Here is a 17,509-nt window from a genome sequence, read left to right as displayed (position 1 = left end):
GCAGAGGCACGGCAGGAGTGCCAGGATGGGCGCATGGCTACCGTCCTGGCATTCCATGCCCACCCCGACGACGAGGCGCTGCTGACCGGCGGCACGCTGGCGCGGCTTGCCCATGAGGGGCACCGGGTGGTGGTCGTGGTCGCCACGGACGGGCTGATGGACGCCGCGCCAACGGAGGCCGAGTCACCCCGCCTGCACGAACTGCGCACCAGCGCCGCCCTGTTGGGCGTCGACCGCGTCGTCCACCTCGGCTACGCGGACAGCGGGCACGGCCCGATCCTCTACCCCGACCCGCCGGACCGCGCGCGCTTCGTCCGGGCGGACACGGAGGAGGCCGCCGAGCGGCTGGCCACGATCCTCCGCGACGAGGACGCGTCGATGCTGCTCCACTACGACCCCCACGGCGGCTACGGCCACCGCGACCACATCAAGGTCCACCAGGTCGGCCGCCGCGCCGCCGAACTGGCCAAAACCCCGAGGGTGCTGGAGGCCACGCTCCCCCGCGACAGCGCCGAACGCCTGGTCCGCCTGGCCCACCGACTGAGGATCCCCCTCCGCTTCACCCCCGAGGAGCTGAGCACCCGCTTCAGCCCTCGGTCGGCCATCACCCACCGCCTCGACGTCCGCCCCTACGCCCGCCAGAAGCAGGCGGCCCTGGCGGCCCACCACTCCCAGGTCAACGGCACGGGCCGCATGAGCGCCGCCATGCAAAAGCTGCTCCGCCTACCGCCCCCACTCTTCGGCCTGCTGCTCGGCCGAGAGTGGTTCATCGACGTCTCCCCCGTCCGCTCCCCACAGCCCTAGCCGTCGGCGAACAGCTCCTCCGAGCGAGAGACGGTCACGGCCCGGTCCAGCCAGGTACCGAGGACGTCCAGATCCCTGCACGTCTCAATACGCTTACGCGTCTCGGCGGTGACGACAAGCTCCCGTTGGCCAAGGACCCGCAAGATGTCCTCAGCGCGGCTCTCGATCCGAACGTCAGCGAAGGCTCGCTGGCCGATGTCGGAGCAGTAGAAGAAGTTGGGCTCCACGTCGATCAGGCGACACAGGTCCTCAGCGGAAGACACCGTCAGAGCTCCATCCAACCAGTCCCCGAGAAGCTCCAAGTCGGCACACAACTGAATACGCTCACGAGCCATGCCAACGACTTCAAAGCCCCGCTGCTCAAGAACCCGCAGAATATGTTCGGCACGGCTCTCGGCCCGAACCTTGGCGAAGGCTACCTGGGAGCGTTCAGAGCGGAAGAAGTTCAGTAACGCGGACATCAGTCGAACAAATCCTCTACACAAGAGACGGTCCCGGCCCGGTCCAGCCAGGTACCGAGGACATCCATGTCCTTGCACGACTCAATGCGCTCACGCGTCTCGTCAGTGACCTCGAGCCCCCGAGCCTTGAGGACCCGGAGCAGAGCATCGGCGCGCACCTCCGCGAAGGCGTGCTGGACTTGCTGGGAACGGAAGAAGTTCATCAGCACGGGCATCAGGTCTCTCCAGATCTCTCGTGCCGGGGTGTTTCCGAGACCGGCCTCAACGAGTTCGGCGTACATCATTCCCTGAACAGGGCCAAGCCTGCTGAGCGTGGTTGCCAGTACCTTCAGTATCGCATCTGCGTTTTCACTCTTACTATGCGTAATCGCAGAGAAGACAGCTATCGGGATGTCCCGGACGACTTCCCTCTCATCGGTGACGACGGGAGTGTTGCTGGGGCCCAGGACCAGCGGGCGGACCGTCAGCGACGGATGGCTCGGTAAGCCCAGCGTGATGGGCCGAGCTGCCCAGCGAGCCGTGGCGTCGTCGGGGCAGAGCACGATCAGCACCGGCTGGTGCCGGAACTTCGCGTACATGTAGGAGAGGTAGTACGCCCAGGCCGCCGGTTTGTCCTTGTCCCGTCTGCTCTGCGACTCGATCGCGAACAGGTACGTGCCGTGCTTCTCGGTCTCGACCTGGAGCAGGGTGTCCACACGTCTCTCGACGGGCGCGATCTCGGTGAGGTCGGGGCTGACTACGAACGTCTTGCTCGTGTCCGGGAACGGAACGCCGAGCAGTTTTCGGAGTGCTCGGACGATGGCCCCGGTGTCCTCCTGGAAAATCCGGTGGAGGGCTTCGTGTGAGGAACTGACCATGCGGTGAACGCTAAAGACGCAGAGGCAAGTGCCGATGGCATTTGCCCCCTCGCCACTCGAACGCATGAAGCCACTATTGGCGTTGACACTGGGCGGCCAGTACCTCCGCCTCCCGCTGCGGATCCAGCCCCACCCGAGGTCGGTCCGCACGCTGCGGCGTCTGGCCGTCCAAACCACGCAGCCAGGCCCACGTATCGGTCACCGTCTCGGCGATGGGGCGGCATCGGAGGCCCGTCGCGAGCGCCTTCGAGACGTCGGCGGCGTGCAGCGTGTCGTACAGCTCGCCCGGGGGGAGCCAGATCGGGAGGTCGGTCCAGGGGGCGATGTCGGCGGCGAGGATGCGGTCCGGGTCGGTCCAGTGGAGTTCGGCGGGCGAGCCGGTGGTGCGTACGCAGGTCTCCAGGAGTTCGCCCATCGTGGTGTGGCCCGGCGGGCTGACCAGGTTGTACGGGCCGCCGAGGCCGCGTTCGGCGGCGTCCAGGAGCCAGGTGGCCAGGTCGCGGGCGTCGATGTACTGCAAGGGGAGGTCGCGCGGGCCGGGGGCGAGGACCGGGCCGCCGCGGGCGATGCGGGTCAGCCACCAGGGCAGGCGGCCGACGTTCTCGTACGGGCCGAGGATCAGCCCGGCGCGGGCCAGCAGCGCGCGGTCGCCGAAGGCGGAGAGGGCGGCGAGTTCGCCGCCGCGTTTGGCCTGCGCGTAGTCGACGTCAACGGAGTCGGGGGACGCCTCCACCAGGGGGCCGTCTTCGGCGAGTCCGGCGCGGGCCGGGTAGGTGTAGACGGAGCGGCTGGAGACGTAGAGATACGAACGGGCGCGGTCGGCGAGGAGCCCGGCCGTGGCGCGGACGGCCGCGGGGGCGCCGGACCAGGTGTCCACGACGGCGTCCCACGTGCCGTGTTCGAGGGCGGTGAGCCCCCCGGGGGCGGTGCGGTCGCCCCGCAGTGCGGTGGCTCCCGGCGGCGGGGCATGGCGGCCGCGGTGGAACACCGTGACCTCCCAGCCGCGGGCCAGGGCCGCCTCGGTGACGGCGCGTCCCACGAATTCCGTTCCGCCCAGCATCAGAAGTCTCATGACGAGGACTCTGCCCGCTCGGGGTGATGCGCGCCCGGTGGATTAGCCCTCAGCAGATCGCCATGATGGTGCGCATGATCCTCCGCCAGCTACGTGACACCGAGGAGGACGCCGAGGCGGTGAGGACCGTGGCCTCGGCCGCCTTCGACACCTCGCGCGCCCTGCGGGGCGAACCGGCGGCCGACTGGCCGCCCGACCGGCTCGCCCGCATCGACAGCCGCAACCGCCATCTGGCGCGGACGGATCCGGGCGGCTGCTGGCTCGCCGTGGACGATGTCGGGATGCCGGTCGGCACGGTGTTGTCCACGCGCCGCGAAGGCACCTGGGGGCTCGCGCTGTTCGCCGTGCTGCCCCGGGCCCAGCGGCGCGGGATCGGCCGGGAGCTGATGGCCGCGGCGCTGCTGTACGGACGGGCCTGTCTGCGCGGGATCATCTGCGGGTCCCGGGATCCGCGCGCGGCGGCCACGTACCGGCGGGCGGGCTTCACCCTGCATCCGGCGATGCGGCTGCGCGGCACCGTCGACAAGGAGCTGAAGACCCGGCTGCCATCGCTGGACGGCGCGGTCCATGAGGGCACGGCGCGGCACCGGGACCTGATGGACTCCCTGGACCGCCGCACCCGCGGTGGGGCGCACGGCCCCGACCACGAGGAGATGCTGCGCCACTCGCGGCTGCTGGTCGTCGACGAGCTGACCGGGAGCGGCTACTGCTACGTCGGCGCCGACGGAGACGTCGAACTGCTCGCCGCTACCTCCCGGCGGCTGGCGGGCCGCCTGCTGACCGCCGCCCTGCTCAGCCTCCCGGAGGGCACGGAGGTGGCGGTGGAGAACCTGACGGCCGAGCAGGAGTGGGCGGTGGACGTCGGCCTCGCGGCGGGTCTGGAGCTGTCCAACGCGGGCTACGTCTGCCTGCGCGGGATGCGGCCGCCGTCCCCGTACATCCCCTCCGGCGCGTTCCTGTGAGGACACGTGCGGACGGGCCGCACCCCCGATGCGCGGGGGTGCGGCCCGTCCGTGGCGTACAGGCGTCGCAGGCCTCTTACTTGCGGATCAGCGAGCGCAGCACGTACTGCATGATGCCGCCGTTGCGGTAGTAGTCCGCCTCGCCGGGGGTGTCGATGCGCACCTTGGCGTCGAACTCCACACCGCCGGCCTTGACCTTGACGGTCTCCGGGATGCCGCCCTCGTTGAGCGCGGTGACGCCGGTGATGTCGAAGGTCTCCTCGCCGGTCAGGCCCAGCGACTGCGCCGAGGCGCCCTCGGGGAACTGGAGCGGGAGGACGCCCATGCCGATGAGGTTCGAGCGGTGGATGCGCTCGTACGACTCGGCGATGACGGCCTTGACGCCGAGCAGCGCGGTGCCCTTGGCGGCCCAGTCGCGGGACGAGCCGGAGCCGTACTCCTTGCCCGCCAGGATGACCAGCGGGGTGCCGGCCGCCTGGTAGTTCTGCGAGGCGTCGTAGATGAAGGAGACCGGCCCGCCGTCCTGGGTGAAGTCGCGGGTGAAGCCGCCCTCGGTGCCGGGCGCGATCTGGTTGCGCAGCCGGATGTTGGCGAAGGTGCCGCGGATCATGACCTCGTGGTTGCCTCGGCGGGAGCCGTAGGAGTTGAAGTCGCGACGCTCGACACCGTGCTCGGTGAGGTACTTGCCCGCCGGGGTGTCGGCCTTGATCGCACCGGCCGGGGAGATGTGGTCGGTGGTGACCGAGTCGCCCAGCTTGGCCAGGACGCGGGCGCCGGTGACGTCCTCGACCGGGCTCGTCTCCATGGTCATGCCCTCGAAGTACGGGGGCTTGCGCACGTAGGTGGACTCGGTGTCCCACTCGAAGGTGTTGCCGGTCGGCACGGGCAGCGCCTGCCACTGGGCGTCACCGGCGAAGACGTCCTGGTAGGACTTGTTGAACATGTCCTCGCCGATGGCGTTGGCCACGACGTCGTTGACCTCGGCCTCGGTCGGCCAGATGTCCTCGAGGAAGACCGGGTTGCCGTCCTGGTCGGTGCCCAGCGCGTCCGTGGTGATGTTCACCTTCATCGAACCGGCGATGGCGTACGCGACGACCAGCGGCGGGGACGCCAGGTAGTTCATCTTGACGTCCGGGTTGATCCGGCCCTCGAAGTTCCGGTTGCCGGAGAGGACGGAGGTGACGGCGAGGTCGGCCTCGTTGACGGCCTTGGAGACCTCCTCCGGCAGCGGGCCGGAGTTGCCGATGCAGGTGGTGCAGCCGTAGCCGACCAGGTTGAAGCCGACCTTGTCGAGGTAGGGGGTCAGGCCCGCCTTGTCGAAGTAGTCGGTGACGACCTTCGAGCCCGGGGCCAGGGTGGTCTTGACCCACGGCTTGCGGGTCAGGCCCTTCTCGACCGCCTTCTTGGCCACCAGCGCGGCGGCGACCATGACGTACGGGTTCGAGGTGTTGGTGCAGGAGGTGATCGCGGCGACGGTGACGGCGCCGTGGTCGATCTCGTACGTCGAACCGTCGGGGGCGGTGACCTGGGTCGGCTTGCTCGGCACGCCGTTGGAGACGGCCGGGGCGTCGGAGGCCGGGAAGGACTCCTTGCCCGCCTCGTCCTCCTCCGCGTCGGGGACGTAGTTACGGACGTCCTGCGCGAACTGCTGCGCCGCCTCGGCGAGCACGATGCGGTCCTGCGGGCGCTTCGGGCCGGCGATCGACGGGACGACCGTCGACAGGTCCAGCTCCAGCTTCTCGGAGAAGTCCGGCTCGGCGGCCGGGTCCAGCCACAGGCCCTGCTCCTTGGCGTACGCCTCGACCAGCGCGAGCTGCTGCTCGCTGCGGCCGGTGAGCTTCAGGTAGTTGATCGTCTCGTCGTCGATCGGGAAGATCGCGGCGGTGGAGCCGAACTCCGGCGACATGTTGCCGATGGTGGCGCGGTTGGCGAGCGAGGTGGCGGCGACGCCCTCGCCGTAGAACTCGACGAACTTGCCGACGACACCGTGCTTGCGCAGCATCTCGGTGATGGTCAGCACGAGGTCGGTGGCCGTGGTGCCGGGCTTAAGCTCACCCGTCAGCTTGAAGCCGACGACGCGCGGGATGAGCATCGACACCGGCTGGCCGAGCATCGCGGCCTCGGCCTCGATGCCGCCGACGCCCCAGCCGAGCACGCCGAGGCCGTTGACCATGGTGGTGTGCGAGTCGGTGCCGACGAGGGTGTCCGGGTAGGCCTGGCCGTTGCGGACCATGACCGTGCGGGCCAGGTGCTCGATGTTCACCTGGTGGACGATGCCGGTGCCGGGCGGGACGACCTTGAACTCGTCGAACGCGGTCTGGCCCCAGCGCAGGAACTGGTAGCGCTCCTTGTTGCGCCCGTACTCCAGCTCCACGTTCTGGGAGAAGGCGTCGTTGGTGCCGAACTTGTCGGCGATCACGGAGTGGTCGATGACCAGCTCGGCCGGGGCCAGCGGGTTGATCTTCGCCGGGTCGCCGCCCAGCTCCTTGACGGCCTCGCGCATGGTGGCGAGGTCGACCACACAGGGCACACCGGTGAAGTCCTGCATGATCACGCGGGCCGGCGTGAACTGGATCTCCTGGTTGGGCTGGGCCTGCGAGTCCCACCCACCGAGCGCTCGGATGTGGTCGGCGGTGATGTTGGCGCCGTCCTCCGTGCGGAGCAGGTTCTCCAGCAGAACCTTCAGGCTGTAGGGGAGGCGGGCGGCCCCCTCCACCTTGTCCAGCCTGAAGATCTCGTACGACTCGTCGCCCACCTGCAGGGTGCTGCGGGCATCGAAGCTGTTCGCCGACACGACAGTCTCCTTCATGCATGAATTACGCGCGTACCACCGCAATGCTGCCGCGACATGCCCGCGCCGATCCGCTAAGGTAGGGCTAAGTTAGGTAACCCTTACCGGTGCGGCGCGACGGTGCGCCCGTCGACAGATATCTCGATGTCGAGATAACTCTAATACATGGCCCTCGCGGTGGGCAGCTCAGCCCTGCCACCGGGACAGCGTCACGCCTGCCACCTGGGCAGCGTCATGCCGTGAAGATTGCGGTACGCGGCGGGCTCCGGCGGGGCCCAGCCGTGCAGCAACCGGGGGTCGACCCGGTAGACCTCGACGCCGATCGGGTGGCACACCTCCACCGGGTCATGGGCGCCGGGCCCCCACAGCGGGACGGAGAGATCGCCGCCGGGGCAGGTGGACAGCGCGCAGAGCAGATCCAGCTCGGCGAAGAACTCGAAGTGATCCCCGGGGCGGGCCGGGCAGTCCTTCATGAAGTACTGGTCGTCCTCGTTCAGCCCGGTGCACTGGAAGACGTTCAGCACATCGTGCACGTCGAACTCGGTGAGGCCGTAGGGCAGCACGGCGCGCACCAGGTTGGAGTGGCAGTGGTAGTCGAAGTCCTCGCCGGTGAGCATGCGGTTGACGTACGGATCGCACCGCGTGCCCAGCAGATCGTGGACGCGGCCGCCCTCGGCGTCGGGCCCGTAGCCCGCGAGGGTGTCATCGGTCACGGTGAGCAGGGGGCGCAGGAACGGCAGCGTGGACCAGATGCGGTCGTACGTGGAGATGTGGGCGCGCTGGAGCTGGCGGGTGCGGGCGGCCCACATGCGCTCGCGCGGATCGTGGCGGTTCCACACGTTGAGGTCGCCGACCTGCGGTCCGTCCACGGTGATCAGCCTGCACAGATGCCCGGCGGGCACCTCCCAGGCGCGGCCCGAGCGGATGGGCACGGTGAAGGAGTCGACCAGTTCGCGGCCCTCCCCGGTGCCGGACACCCGGTCGTAGAAGGCCCGGTCGACGTCGAGCGGGCCGCCCTCGGAGGCCTGGTAGGCGGCTGCGGTGCCGGTCATCGGATTACCTCTCCTCGGTGGGGTGCGGTGGTGCGGGCGGGTGCGATGCGGGTGGGCGATCGCCGTCCACCGGACGGCGCCGCTGGGGTGGGCCTACCCGGACCGCTCGCTCCCGAACGGGTGCCGGAACGGTGCCCGCCGTGATGTCCGGAGACCCCATGAACGCCCCTTCCGAGCCGCGATACTTGTCCGCATGGATCCGCATCTGCTCCGCACCTTCGTCTCCGTGGCCCACTGCGGCTCCTTCTCCGACGCCGCCCACCAGCTCGGCTCCACGCAGTCGGCCGTCTCCCAGCAGATCGCGACCCTGGAAGCCGATCTGCGCACGCCGCTGCTGACCCGGCGGCCGGTGACGCTCACCACCGCCGGGGCGCGGCTGCTGGAGCACGCGGGTCCGCTGCTGCGACGGCTGGACGCGGCCCGGGCGGACGTCGAGCGGCTGGCCGGGCCCGCCGCCGTGCGACTGGTCCTCGGCGCCTCACCGCTGGCCATGGCGCCCGCGGTCGCCACGGCCCTCGACGAGACGCGCCGCTCCTGCCCCGACGCGGGCGCCGCCGTACGGATCCTCCGCCGCCGGGAGATCCCGGCGGCCGTCGCGACCGGCGCCCTGGACCTGGGGCTCCTCGACGGCCCGGCCGCCCCCGGCGCACCCCTGCCGCTGCCCGACGCCGGGCCGCTGACCACGGTCGCGGTCGCGGAGACGCCGCTGGTCGTCGCCCTGCCGCCCGGCCATCCGCTGGCCCGCCGGCTCGGCCTGCGGCTGGCCGACCTCGCCGATGCCCCCTGGCTGGACGCCCCGGACACCGCGGTGCCGCTGGGCGCCCTGCGCACCGCGAGCGGCACCGGCGGCTTCCGCGCCTCGCTGTCGTACGAGGGCACGGACGTACGCGCCCTCCTCGCCCTGGCCGCGGCCGGGCACGGCCTGGCCCTGCTCCCGCATACGGCCGCCGAGAACGCCCCCGGCATCGCCACGATCCCCCTGACCGCACCCCGCCTGATCCACCGCACCGAACTCCTCCACGGCCCCGCCGTGGACGGCCCGGCCCGCACCCTGGCGGCGGTGCTGACGGGAGACGGTCACCGGTACGGGTGATCGCTGGGCAAGTTCGCCCCAGCCCGTTGAGGATTGCGATAGACCTTGCGCAGTCGTCATGCTGCGATTACGACGCCTGGTGGAGGACCGATGAGCGCGCAACCCCATTCGTACACGGCTTCGTATGTGGCCGACGACCCCGAAACCGCACTGAAGTACGCGATCCAGCACCACCAGGGGGACCGGGTGCAGATCGTCGAGGGGGTCATCGAACCGTTGTCTCCGAGCTGGGACCACGAAAACGCGGCTGATCTGATCCGTGAGCAGATCGGCCCTTCGCTGAGCAAGCTCGACTGCCGAGCAGGCTCGGGAAACCTTGATCTGCCAGGCAGCAGCAACTGGTACGTGCCGGATCTGGCCATCGTGCCGCGCGAGCTCGCGAAGGGCGGCGGAGCGCTGGTACCGGACCAGACCCTGCTGGTCGTCGAGATCACCGCGGACTCCAACGGAGACACCGACCGGATCGTCAAGCGCCGCCGCTACGCCGAGTACGGCGCTCCGCTGTATCTGCTCGTCGACCGGCAGGAGCGCACCTGCACGCTCCACGCCGCGCCCGGGCCCCTCGGCTACACCAAGGTGGACGGCCCGCACCCCTTCGGCACATCCCTCGCGCTCCCCGAGCCGTTCGGCCTGGAGTTGGACACCTCGGACTTCTGATCCGACTTTCCGCCCGGCTCAGCCGCCCGCCAGCCGGGTGCGTACCAGGGACAGGACCTCCTCGTCCGACAGGCCGAGCGCCCGGGCCTCCTCCACCAGGTTCTGGACGCCCTCCAGGAGCCGGGCCCGGGCGGTGGGCTGTTCGCCGATGACCACGGCGCCGCGGCCGCGGCGCAGGTCGATCAGGTCCTCTTCGCGGAGGCGCTGGTAGCCGCGGAGGACCGTGTGGACGTTGACGCCGAGGGAGTCGGCGAGGGCGCGGGCGGCGGGGAGGCGCTCGCCGGGGCGGAGGGTGCCGTCGGCGATGGCGCCGCGGACGGTGGCGGCGATCTGGTCCCCCAGGGGGACCGGGGAACCGAGGTCGACACGGAAGAGCATGATCAGCCTCGCGCTCCGGCCGCGGTCCGGCCGCGCTCGACCAGGGTGTTGAGCAGGGCCGCCGGCCGCGGGCGCGGGGCGAACCACGGCGCGACGGAGAGACCGCGGCGGTCGACGGTGACCCGGCAGCGGGACAGCGCCAGCGAGATCAGCCCGGCGGCGATCAGCGCCGACTCCGCCGTCACGTCCGTGACCACGGTGAGCACCACACCCAGCAGGGTGATGCCCGCTCCCACGACGACCAGCACGGGCGATCCGACGCTGCGCGTCCAGACGGCGGTCTCGCCCGTGGCGAGCGGCAGCCGGGGTCCGGCCGCCTCGGCGGCCTCATCGGCGGGGGCCGCGTCCCGCCCCGCCAGCAGCCATCCCGCCCAGCCGACGGCCCCGGCGACGGCGAAGGACACGGCCGGGTGCCACAGAGGGAAGGTCACCTGGGCGGCACGGACGGCCGAGGCGATGAGGCCGGGCAGCAGCAGAAGGGTGGTGGCCACCGGGAGGAAGGCACCCAGACCGGTGAATCCGTCGGCCTGCCCGCCGGGGCCGATATGCGTGGCGGCCGGATCCGGCAGCCGGTCGCGCAACGCGGCGAAGACGGCCAGGACAGCGGCCCAGGCCAGCAGAAAGGGCAGAGCGACGACGCCTGCGCACCGCCAGGAGCGGGTCACGACAACCTCCATTGTTCGCGTACTACTAGAACAATGCCCCGATGGACAGCCCCCACACTTCCGCCCACCCCGGTCACATGCGCATCTCATATCTGAGATAGCCTCTTCTGTATGACTGACGACTACCTCTCCCGCATCGGCAAGCTCATCCGTGACGCCCGTCAGCACCGTGGCTGGACCCAGTCGCAGCTCGCGGAGGCGCTCGGCACCAGCCAGAGTGCCGTCAACCGCATTGAGCGCGGGAATCAGAACATCAGCCTTGAGATGATCGCCCGTATCGGTGAGGCGCTGGACAGCGAAATCGTCTCGCTGGGCTACGCGGGTCCGATGCATCTGCGCGTGGTCGGCGGCCGTCGGCTGTCCGGCGCCATCGATGTGAAGACGAGCAAGAACGCGTGCGTGGCGCTGCTGTGCGCCACCCTCCTCAACGCGGGCCGCACCACGCTGCGGAGGGTCGCCAGGATCGAGGAGGTCTACCGCATCCTCGAAGTGCTGGGCAGCATCGGCGTCCGCACCCGCTGGCTCAACGACGGGAACGACCTGGAGATCGTGCCGCCCGCCGAACTGGACCTCGACTCCATGGACACCGAGGCCGCGCGCCGCACGCGCAGCGTCATCATGTTCCTCGGCCCGCTGCTGCACCGGATGGACCGCTTCCGGATCCCCTACGCGGGCGGCTGCGACCTCGGCACCCGCACCGTGCAGCCGCACATGACCGCGCTGCGCCCCTTCGGCCTCGAAGTGACCGCCACCGACGGCATGTACCACGCCCGCGTCGACCGCTCGGTCTCCCCCACCCGCGCGATCGTGCTGACCGAACGGGGCGACACGGTCACCGAGAACGCCCTGCTCGCGGCCGCCCGCCACGACGGCGTCACGGTCATCCGCAACGCCTCCTCCAACTACATGGTCCAGGACCTCTGCTTCTTCCTGGAGGAGTTGGGCGTCAAGGTCGAGGGCGTGGGCACCACGACGCTGACCGTCCACGGCGTCACCCACATCGACCGTGACGTCGACTACGCACCCTCCGAGGACCCGGTGGAGGCGATGAGCCTGCTCGCCGCCGCCGTCGTCACCGAGTCGGAGCTGACGATCCGCCGGGTGCCGGTCGAGTTCCTGGAGATCGAGCTGGCCATCCTGGAGGAGATGGGGCTCGACCACGAGCGCAGCGCGGAGTACGCGGCGGATAACGGCCGCACCCGCCTGATCGATCTGACGGTCCGGCCGTCGAAGCTCCAGGCTCCCATCGACAAGATCCACCCGATGCCGTTCCCCGGCGTCAACATCGACAACGTGCCCTTCTTCGCCGCCATCGCGGCCGCCGCCCAGGGCTCGACGCTGATCCACGACTGGGTCTACGACAACCGCGCCATCTATCTGACGGAGCTGAACCGGCTCGGCGCCCACGTCAAACTCCTCGACCCGCACCGGGTCCTGGTCGAGGGCCCCACCCGCTGGCGCTCCGCCGAGATGATGTGCCCGCCCGCGCTGCGCCCCGCCGTGGTCGTCCTGCTGGCGATGATGGCCGCGCCCGGCACCTCCGTCCTGCGCAACGTGTACGTGATCAACCGTGGTTACGAGGACCTGGCCGAGCGGCTGAACTCGATCGGCGCGCAGATCGAGACGTTCCGCGACATCTGAGGCCCGCCACGGGGCGCCGCGGCACGCGGCGCCCCGCCCGTCAGCCGTTGCCGTCGCGTTCGCTCCAGACGGCCCCGCGGGTATCAGACGACGGTCAGCGGTCGACGGCTCAGCGGTCGACGACTCAGCGGTCGGCGTCGAGGGCGCTGAGCAGCCGTACGGTGAGCGGGCCGATCGGGTACTGCTTGCCATCGGCCCCCTGGCTGACGGTGTTCACCAGCATCACCACGGCCGTCCCGCTGTCCCTACAGAACGCCACGCAGGTGGTGAAGCCGCCGGTGCCGCCGTCGTGCAAGGTCATGGTGCGGCCGCTGGGCAGTGGGGCGAGGTGCCAGGCGAGGCCGAGCTGGGCATCGCCGTCGGTGAAGTGGCGCCGCTGGGTGAGTTCGATGGCCGCCCGCAACGGGGAGCGCTCGGGGCGGAGTTGGGCGGCCAGGAAACGCAGCATGTCGTTGGCGGTGCTGTAGATGGAGGTGCCCGCGCCGCTGAGCACGCGGTCGTGCCAGTCGGGCACCGGCACTCCCCCGGCGTGGCCCACGGCCTTGCGGAGCAGCATGTCCGGCCGCAGTGTCGTCGTGGTGTCGGTCAGGCCCAGCGGTGCGGCCACTCGGTGCCGCAGCATCTCGTCCACGCGGTCGAAGGCCAGTGCCTGGCCGAGGAGTCCGAAGCCGAGGTTGGAGTACGCGTACTTCTCGCCCGGCTCGGTGGCGAGGGTGGTCTCGCCGAGGTCCTCGGCCAGGTCGTCCAGCGTGTAGTGCGCGTACGGGTCGTACGGGTTCGCACCGTCGAGGAGGCCCTGCGGCAGTCGGGGCAGGCCGGAGGAGTGGGTCGCCAGGTCGGCGAGGGTGATCCGGCGGGGGCCCTTGCGGGGTATGGGGAAGCGGGCGGGCAGGGTGAGCGGTGCGTCGAGGCGCGTTTCACCCGCGCTGACGGCACGGGCGAGGGCGGTGGCGGTGAGCGTCTTGCCGATCGAACCGAGCTGGAACACGGTCCGGCCGTTCGGCGTCCGCTTCCCCTTTCCGGCCGCGCCCGCCACGTACGTCCGTCCGCCCTGGATGACGCCGCACACCGCGCTCGGGCTCCCGGCGGCCAGCGCCTGGTCCAGGGTGCGCCGCACCCGTGCGGGCAGGGTGTCGTCGGCCGCGGCGGCGGTGCCGGACAGCAGCGAGGTGCCTGTGGCAGCGGCAGCCGCAGTGGTGATGAATTTACGTCGGTTCATGCGTCATTCCCCCGTGGTCGGATTGCCTGGTGGCACCACCGCGGACAGCAGCACGAGCAGCGGCACGACCCGGCCCGCGGGCACCTGGTAGTGGCCGCGGCCCTCGGCCTGGAGCCAGCCCGTGGCCGTCAGCTGCTTGAGGTGGTGGTAGAGCTGGCCGGTGGTGTTCAGCCCGGCGGTCTCCTGGAGTTCGGCCGCGGAACGGGTGCCGCCCAGCACGGCGCGCAGCAGGGTGAGCCGCACCGGGTGGCCCAGCGCGGCGTAGGGCGCGGCGTGTTCGGACCAGTCCGCGTCCAGCAGCCCGTCGGTCGTGGCGCCCTGCTGCCATTCGTAGTGCTTGCCGGTGGGCAGCTCGACCGCACCGGTGAACAGCACCTGCCCGTGTCCCGTGCTCCGTCGGCGCAGCCCCTCCAGGGCCCAGAACACTTCGTTCCGCGGGGTGTCCGGCGCTTCGGACTCCAGCCGCGACACCCGTTCTTCGAGTGCGGCGACCCGCTCGTGCAGGGACTCGTCGGCCATGGACCGGAGACTACGTTATTTCGGAATAACAGAGCAAGCCCGATGGGCTACGGCAGCACCGCGATGCCGTCCAGTTCGACCATCGCCTCCTCGTCCCACAGCCGGACGATGCCGATGACGGCCATCGCCGGATAGTCGCGACCGGCCATCTCCCGCCAGATCCGGCCCAGTTCGGGAGCGCACTCGCGGTAGTCGGCGATGTCGGTGGCGTAGACGGTCAGCCGGGCGAGGTCGGCGGGGCTGCCACCGGCGGCCGCCAACGCGGTGAACAGGTTGGTGAGCGCCCGGCGGAACTGGGCGGGGAGGGTGTCCCCGACGACCTTGCCGTCCTGGTCCAGCGCGGTCTGACCGGCCAGGAAGACCAGCTGCCCGCCGGTCGCGGTGACGGCGTGGCTGAATCCGGTGGGCGGGGACAGCTCGGCGGGGTTGATCCGGTGCAGGGGCTCGGTCATCGGTACAGCTCCTTCGCGATGATCGTGCGCTGGACCTCGGTGGCGCCCTCGTAGATGCGGGGCGCGCGCACCTCGCGGTAGAGGTGTTCCAGCAGATGGCCGCGGCGCAGCGCGCGGGCGCCGTGGATCTGGACGGCCGCGTCCACGACGTACTGCGCGGTCTCGGTGGCCAGCAGCTTGGCCATGGCCGAGCGCCGGGCGATGCCGGGCTCGCCGTCGTCGTACGCGGCGGCCGCCGCGTACACCAGCAGCCGGGCGGCCTCGGTGCGGGTGGCCATCTCGGCGAGCTGGTGCGCGACCGACTGGAGGTCCTTGAGCGGACCGCCGAAGGCGGTTCGGCTTCCGGCGTGCGCCAGCGAGGCATCCAGCGCCGCCTGCGCCATGCCGACGGCGAACGCGCCCACGCTCGGCCGCAGCAGGTTGAGGGTGCGCATCGCGACGCGGAAGCCCGCGTCCGGCACGCCCAGCACGTCCTCGGCGGTGACCGGGACGCCGTCGAAGACGAGACGGCCGATGGGGTGCGGGCTGAGCATCTCCAGGGGTTCGCCGCCGAGTCCGGGGCGGTCGGCGGGGACCAGGAAGGCGGTGACGCCGCGTGAGCCCGCGCCCGGGGTGGTGCGGGCGAAGACGGTGGTGACGTCGGCCTCGGGCGCGTTGGAGATCCAGCACTTCTCGCCGGTCAGCCGCCACCCCCCGGCCCCGTCCCGGTCGGCCCGCAGGGTGAGCGCGGCCGCGTCCGACCCGGCGTCCGACTCGCTCAGCGCGAAGGCGGTGACGGTCCGGCCCGCCCGGATCCCGGGCATCCAGCGCTCGTACAGCTTCTCGCCGCCGGACAGCACGATCGGGTACGCGCCGAGCCCCTGGAGGGCGAGCGCGGTCTCGGCCTCGGTGCACTCCATGGCCAGCGACTCGCGCAGCAGGCACAGATCGAGCGCCCGGACCGGCCCGTCCTCCGGGAACAGCCGCTCCAGCAGGCCCAGTTCGCCCAGCGCCTCGGTCAACGGCCGGTTGATCCGCCCCGGCGTACCGGCGTCCGCGAGCGGACGCAGCCGGTCGCGGGCCAGCGCGCGCAGCCGCGCGCACCAGCGCCGCTGTTCCGGATCCAGTGCGAATGACGGCATCGGGGGCCTCCCTCGGCACAACCCTTATCGCGGCATATTGACTGTCGTCACCATCACGTTACGCTGACAAGGCGGCTTCAGACAGCCATCCGGCAGGCACATCGGGCAGGCAGGGGGCGCATCCTCGATGGAGCTCAGGCCTTCGGCACACGTCGACACCTTCGCCCGTGACCACCTCCCGCCCGCCGACCAGTGGCCCGGGCTCCTCCTGGACCTGCCGGGGCCACGCCGCCCCGACCGGCTCAACTGCGGGGCGGAGTTACTGGATCGCACGGTGGAGCGGTACGGCCCGGAGCGGGCCGCCGTGCGCGACGGCTCCGGCGCGGTGTGGACGTACGGGGACTTGCGCGCACACGTCGACCGCATCGCGCACACCCTCACCACCACGCTCGGCGTCGTCCCCGGCAACCGGGTGCTGCTGCGCGGCCCCACCTCGCCCTGGCTGGCCGCCTGCTGGCTCGCCGTCATGAAGGCGGGCGCGGTCGCGGTGACCGTCCTGGCCGCCCAGCGGTCCCGCGAACTGGCCACGATCTGCGACATCGCCCGGGTCGGGCTCGCGCTGTGCGACGCGCGGTGCGCGGACGACCTGGTCAAGGCCGAGGTGCCGGGGCTGCGCACCCTCACCTACGGCGGTGACGCGCCCGACGACCTGCTGCGGCTCGCGGCCCGCGCGCCCGCGTCGTACGAGGCCGTCCCGACCTCCGCCGACGACGTCGCCCTCATCGCCTTCACCTCGGGAACCACCGGGCGCCCCAAGGGCTGCATGCACTTCCACCGCGATGTCCTCGCCATCGCCGACACCTTCTCGGCCCAGGTGCTGCGGCCCACCCCCGACGACGTGTTCGCGGGCAGCCCGCCGCTCGGCTTCACCTTCGGCCTCGGCGGTCTCGTCGTCTTCCCGCTGCGCGCCGGGGCGTCGGCGCTGCTGACCGACCGCGGGGGCGGGCCGGAGCGGCTGCTCGACGACATCGCACGGCACCGGGTGTCGGTGCTGTTCACCGCCCCGACCGCCTACCGGGCCATGCTGAACCGGCTGCGCACCGAACCCGGGGCGTACGACGTCTCCTCGCTGCGCCGCTGCGTCTCCGCCGGGGAGAACCTGCCCGCCGCCACCTGGCACGACTGGCACGAGACCACCGGGCTGCGCATCATCAACGGCATCGGCGCCACCGAACTGCTCCACATCTTCTTGTCCGCCGCCGACGACGCGATCCGCCCGGGGACGACGGGCGTTCCGGTGCCCGGTTACGAGGCCCGGGTGGTCGGCGCCGACCTGCGTCCCGTCCCCGACGGCGAACCGGGCCTGCTCGCCGTGCGCGGCCCGACCGGCTGCCGCTACCTGGAGGACGAGCGCCAGCGCACCTACGTACGCGACGGCTGGAACCTCACGGGCGACACCTACATCCGCGATCCGGACGGCTACTTCCGCTATGTGGCACGCGCCGACGACATGATCATCTCGTCCGGGTACAACATCGCGGGCCCCGAGGTCGAAGACGCCCTGCTGCGCCACCCCGACGTGGTCGAAGCCGCCGTCACCGGACAGCCGGACGCGGAGCGCGGCACGATCGTCGTCGCCCATGTGGTGCTGCGCACGGGCATCCCGCGCACCGAGGAGACGACAGCCGCCCTCAAAACCCACACCACCGCCGAACTCACCCCCTACAAATGCCCCCGCCGCTTCGTCTTCCTCGACGCGCTCCCCCGCACCGCCACCGGCAAGCTCCAGCGCTACCGCCTCCGCGACGGCGCTTTACAGTGACCC

General features: G+C 71.1%; 17 protein-coding genes. 6 read left to right on the top strand and 11 right to left on the bottom strand.

The genetic code is table 11. From position 1 onward, the window contains the following. Nucleotides 1-33: 33 nt before the first annotated feature. Nucleotides 34-804 carry a PIG-L deacetylase family protein gene (locus tag HYQ63_RS31755; RefSeq protein WP_179937233.1) on the top strand — a complete coding sequence of 257 codons (771 nt, stop codon included), beginning with the start codon at nt 34-36 and terminating at the stop codon, nt 802-804. Here HYQ63_RS31755 and HYQ63_RS31750 read toward each other — a convergent pair. From HYQ63_RS31750 to HYQ63_RS31740, 3 genes are all read right to left on the bottom strand, one after another. Continuing rightward, nucleotides 801-1,265, bottom strand: coding sequence for a hypothetical protein (locus HYQ63_RS31750; protein ID WP_179937232.1), 465 nt, complete (start codon nt 1,263-1,265; stop codon nt 801-803). The two genes, HYQ63_RS31755 and HYQ63_RS31750, sit on opposite strands and share 4 nt — an antisense overlap. After that, nucleotides 1,265-2,122 carry a hypothetical protein gene (locus HYQ63_RS31745; protein WP_179937231.1) on the bottom strand — a complete coding sequence of 286 codons (858 nt, stop codon included), beginning with the start codon at nt 2,120-2,122 and terminating at the stop codon, nt 1,265-1,267. Before HYQ63_RS31745 ends, HYQ63_RS31750 begins: the two co-directional genes overlap by 1 nt. Nucleotides 2,123-2,195: 73 nt before the next feature. Further along, nucleotides 2,196-3,194 carry an NAD-dependent epimerase/dehydratase family protein gene (locus HYQ63_RS31740; protein ID WP_179937230.1) on the bottom strand — a complete coding sequence of 333 codons (999 nt, stop codon included), beginning with the start codon at nt 3,192-3,194 and terminating at the stop codon, nt 2,196-2,198. A gap of 74 nt (nt 3,195-3,268) precedes the next feature. Here HYQ63_RS31740 and HYQ63_RS31735 point away from each other — a divergent pair, with 74 nt between their 5' ends. Next, the gene (locus HYQ63_RS31735) at nt 3,269-4,156 is read left to right on the top strand and encodes a GNAT family N-acetyltransferase (RefSeq protein WP_179937229.1); all 888 of its coding nucleotides are present in this window, start codon (nt 3,269-3,271) and stop codon (nt 4,154-4,156) included. A 76-nt stretch (nt 4,157-4,232) separates the two neighbouring features. Here HYQ63_RS31735 and acnA read toward each other — a convergent pair whose 3' ends face one another. Beyond that, nucleotides 4,233-6,950, bottom strand: coding sequence for an aconitate hydratase AcnA (gene acnA / locus HYQ63_RS31730; RefSeq protein WP_306664850.1), 2,718 nt, complete (start codon nt 6,948-6,950; stop codon nt 4,233-4,235). A 206-nt stretch (nt 6,951-7,156) separates the two neighbouring features. Continuing rightward, on the bottom strand, nt 7,157-7,999 hold the full coding sequence (locus HYQ63_RS31725; RefSeq protein WP_179937227.1) for an urea carboxylase-associated family protein: 843 nt from the start codon (nt 7,997-7,999) through the stop codon (nt 7,157-7,159). A gap of 193 nt (nt 8,000-8,192) precedes the next feature. Between HYQ63_RS31725 and HYQ63_RS31720 the strand changes: the two genes are divergently transcribed. Together HYQ63_RS31720 and HYQ63_RS31715 are read left to right on the top strand one after the other, a co-directional pair. Then, entirely contained in the window at nt 8,193-9,092 is a 900-nt protein-coding gene (locus tag HYQ63_RS31720; RefSeq protein WP_179937226.1) for a LysR family transcriptional regulator, read from the top strand. A gap of 90 nt (nt 9,093-9,182) precedes the next feature. Further along, a complete protein-coding gene (locus HYQ63_RS31715) occupies nt 9,183-9,749 on the top strand; it encodes a Uma2 family endonuclease (protein ID WP_179937225.1) in 567 nt (188 codons plus the stop codon). Between the two features lie 18 nt (nt 9,750-9,767). Here the strand turns inward: HYQ63_RS31715 and HYQ63_RS31710 are convergent, their stop codons facing one another. Together HYQ63_RS31710 and HYQ63_RS31705 are read right to left on the bottom strand one after the other, a co-directional pair. After that, entirely contained in the window at nt 9,768-10,127 is a 360-nt protein-coding gene (locus tag HYQ63_RS31710; protein ID WP_123100715.1) for a GntR family transcriptional regulator, read from the bottom strand. 2 nt (nt 10,128-10,129) lie between these two features. Next, complete coding sequence (locus tag HYQ63_RS31705; RefSeq protein WP_179937224.1) at nt 10,130-10,792, bottom strand: hypothetical protein; 663 nt, start codon at nt 10,790-10,792, stop codon at nt 10,130-10,132. A gap of 111 nt (nt 10,793-10,903) precedes the next feature. Here HYQ63_RS31705 and HYQ63_RS31700 point away from each other — a divergent pair, with 111 nt between their 5' ends. After that, nucleotides 10,904-12,433 (top strand): UDP-N-acetylglucosamine 1-carboxyvinyltransferase, encoded by a 1,530-nt coding sequence (locus HYQ63_RS31700; protein ID WP_123100717.1) that lies wholly within the window; start codon nt 10,904-10,906, stop codon nt 12,431-12,433. Between the two features lie 124 nt (nt 12,434-12,557). Here the strand turns inward: HYQ63_RS31700 and HYQ63_RS31695 are convergent, their stop codons facing one another. The 4 genes from HYQ63_RS31695 to HYQ63_RS31680 are packed head-to-tail and all read right to left on the bottom strand — an operon-like array spanning nt 12,558 to nt 15,744. After that, complete coding sequence (locus HYQ63_RS31695) at nt 12,558-13,652, bottom strand: serine hydrolase (protein WP_179937223.1); 1,095 nt, start codon at nt 13,650-13,652, stop codon at nt 12,558-12,560. Nucleotides 13,653-13,655: 3 nt separating this feature from the next. Further along, nucleotides 13,656-14,171 (bottom strand): helix-turn-helix transcriptional regulator, encoded by a 516-nt coding sequence (locus tag HYQ63_RS31690; protein WP_179937222.1) that lies wholly within the window; start codon nt 14,169-14,171, stop codon nt 13,656-13,658. A gap of 47 nt (nt 14,172-14,218) precedes the next feature. After that, nucleotides 14,219-14,623: a RidA family protein gene (locus HYQ63_RS31685; RefSeq protein WP_179937221.1), complete on the bottom strand. Its 405-nt coding sequence runs from the start codon at nt 14,621-14,623 to the stop codon at nt 14,219-14,221. After that, nucleotides 14,620-15,744: an acyl-CoA dehydrogenase family protein gene (locus HYQ63_RS31680; protein ID WP_179937220.1), complete on the bottom strand. Its 1,125-nt coding sequence runs from the start codon at nt 15,742-15,744 to the stop codon at nt 14,620-14,622. Before HYQ63_RS31680 ends, HYQ63_RS31685 begins: the two co-directional genes overlap by 4 nt. 127 nt (nt 15,745-15,871) lie before the next feature. Here HYQ63_RS31680 and HYQ63_RS31675 point away from each other — a divergent pair, with 127 nt between their 5' ends. Further along, on the top strand, nt 15,872-17,506 hold the full coding sequence (locus HYQ63_RS31675; protein WP_179937219.1) for an AMP-binding protein: 1,635 nt from the start codon (nt 15,872-15,874) through the stop codon (nt 17,504-17,506). The last annotated feature ends 3 nt before the right edge of the window (nt 17,507-17,509 follow it).

Source organism: Streptomyces sp. Rer75 (genome assembly GCF_013414305.1).
Taxonomy (GTDB): Bacteria; Actinomycetota; Actinomycetes; order Streptomycetales; family Streptomycetaceae; genus Streptomyces; species Streptomyces himastatinicus.
This window is presented reverse-complemented; position numbering and strand designations above follow the sequence as displayed.

Excerpts from the sequence above, each read along its gene's own strand:
- HYQ63_RS31755 (WP_179937233.1), top strand. The coding sequence starts at position 34 with ATGGCTACCGTCCTGGCATTCCATGCCCACCCCGACGACGAGGCGCTG.
- HYQ63_RS31750 (WP_179937232.1), bottom strand. The coding sequence starts at position 1,265 with ATGTCCGCGTTACTGAACTTCTTCCGCTCTGAACGCTCCCAGGTAGCC.
- HYQ63_RS31745 (WP_179937231.1), bottom strand. The coding sequence starts at position 2,122 with ATGGTCAGTTCCTCACACGAAGCCCTCCACCGGATTTTCCAGGAGGAC.
- HYQ63_RS31740 (WP_179937230.1), bottom strand. The coding sequence starts at position 3,194 with ATGAGACTTCTGATGCTGGGCGGAACGGAATTCGTGGGACGCGCCGTC.
- HYQ63_RS31735 (WP_179937229.1), top strand. The coding sequence starts at position 3,269 with ATGATCCTCCGCCAGCTACGTGACACCGAGGAGGACGCCGAGGCGGTG.
- HYQ63_RS31725 (WP_179937227.1), bottom strand. The coding sequence starts at position 7,999 with ATGACCGGCACCGCAGCCGCCTACCAGGCCTCCGAGGGCGGCCCGCTC.
- HYQ63_RS31720 (WP_179937226.1), top strand. The coding sequence starts at position 8,193 with ATGGATCCGCATCTGCTCCGCACCTTCGTCTCCGTGGCCCACTGCGGC.
- HYQ63_RS31715 (WP_179937225.1), top strand. The coding sequence starts at position 9,183 with ATGAGCGCGCAACCCCATTCGTACACGGCTTCGTATGTGGCCGACGAC.
- HYQ63_RS31710 (WP_123100715.1), bottom strand. The coding sequence starts at position 10,127 with ATGCTCTTCCGTGTCGACCTCGGTTCCCCGGTCCCCCTGGGGGACCAG.
- HYQ63_RS31700 (WP_123100717.1), top strand. The coding sequence starts at position 10,904 with ATGACTGACGACTACCTCTCCCGCATCGGCAAGCTCATCCGTGACGCC.
- HYQ63_RS31695 (WP_179937223.1), bottom strand. The coding sequence starts at position 13,652 with ATGAACCGACGTAAATTCATCACCACTGCGGCTGCCGCTGCCACAGGC.
- HYQ63_RS31690 (WP_179937222.1), bottom strand. The coding sequence starts at position 14,171 with ATGGCCGACGAGTCCCTGCACGAGCGGGTCGCCGCACTCGAAGAACGG.
- HYQ63_RS31685 (WP_179937221.1), bottom strand. The coding sequence starts at position 14,623 with ATGACCGAGCCCCTGCACCGGATCAACCCCGCCGAGCTGTCCCCGCCC.
- HYQ63_RS31680 (WP_179937220.1), bottom strand. The coding sequence starts at position 15,744 with ATGCCGTCATTCGCACTGGATCCGGAACAGCGGCGCTGGTGCGCGCGG.
- HYQ63_RS31675 (WP_179937219.1), top strand. The coding sequence starts at position 15,872 with ATGGAGCTCAGGCCTTCGGCACACGTCGACACCTTCGCCCGTGACCAC.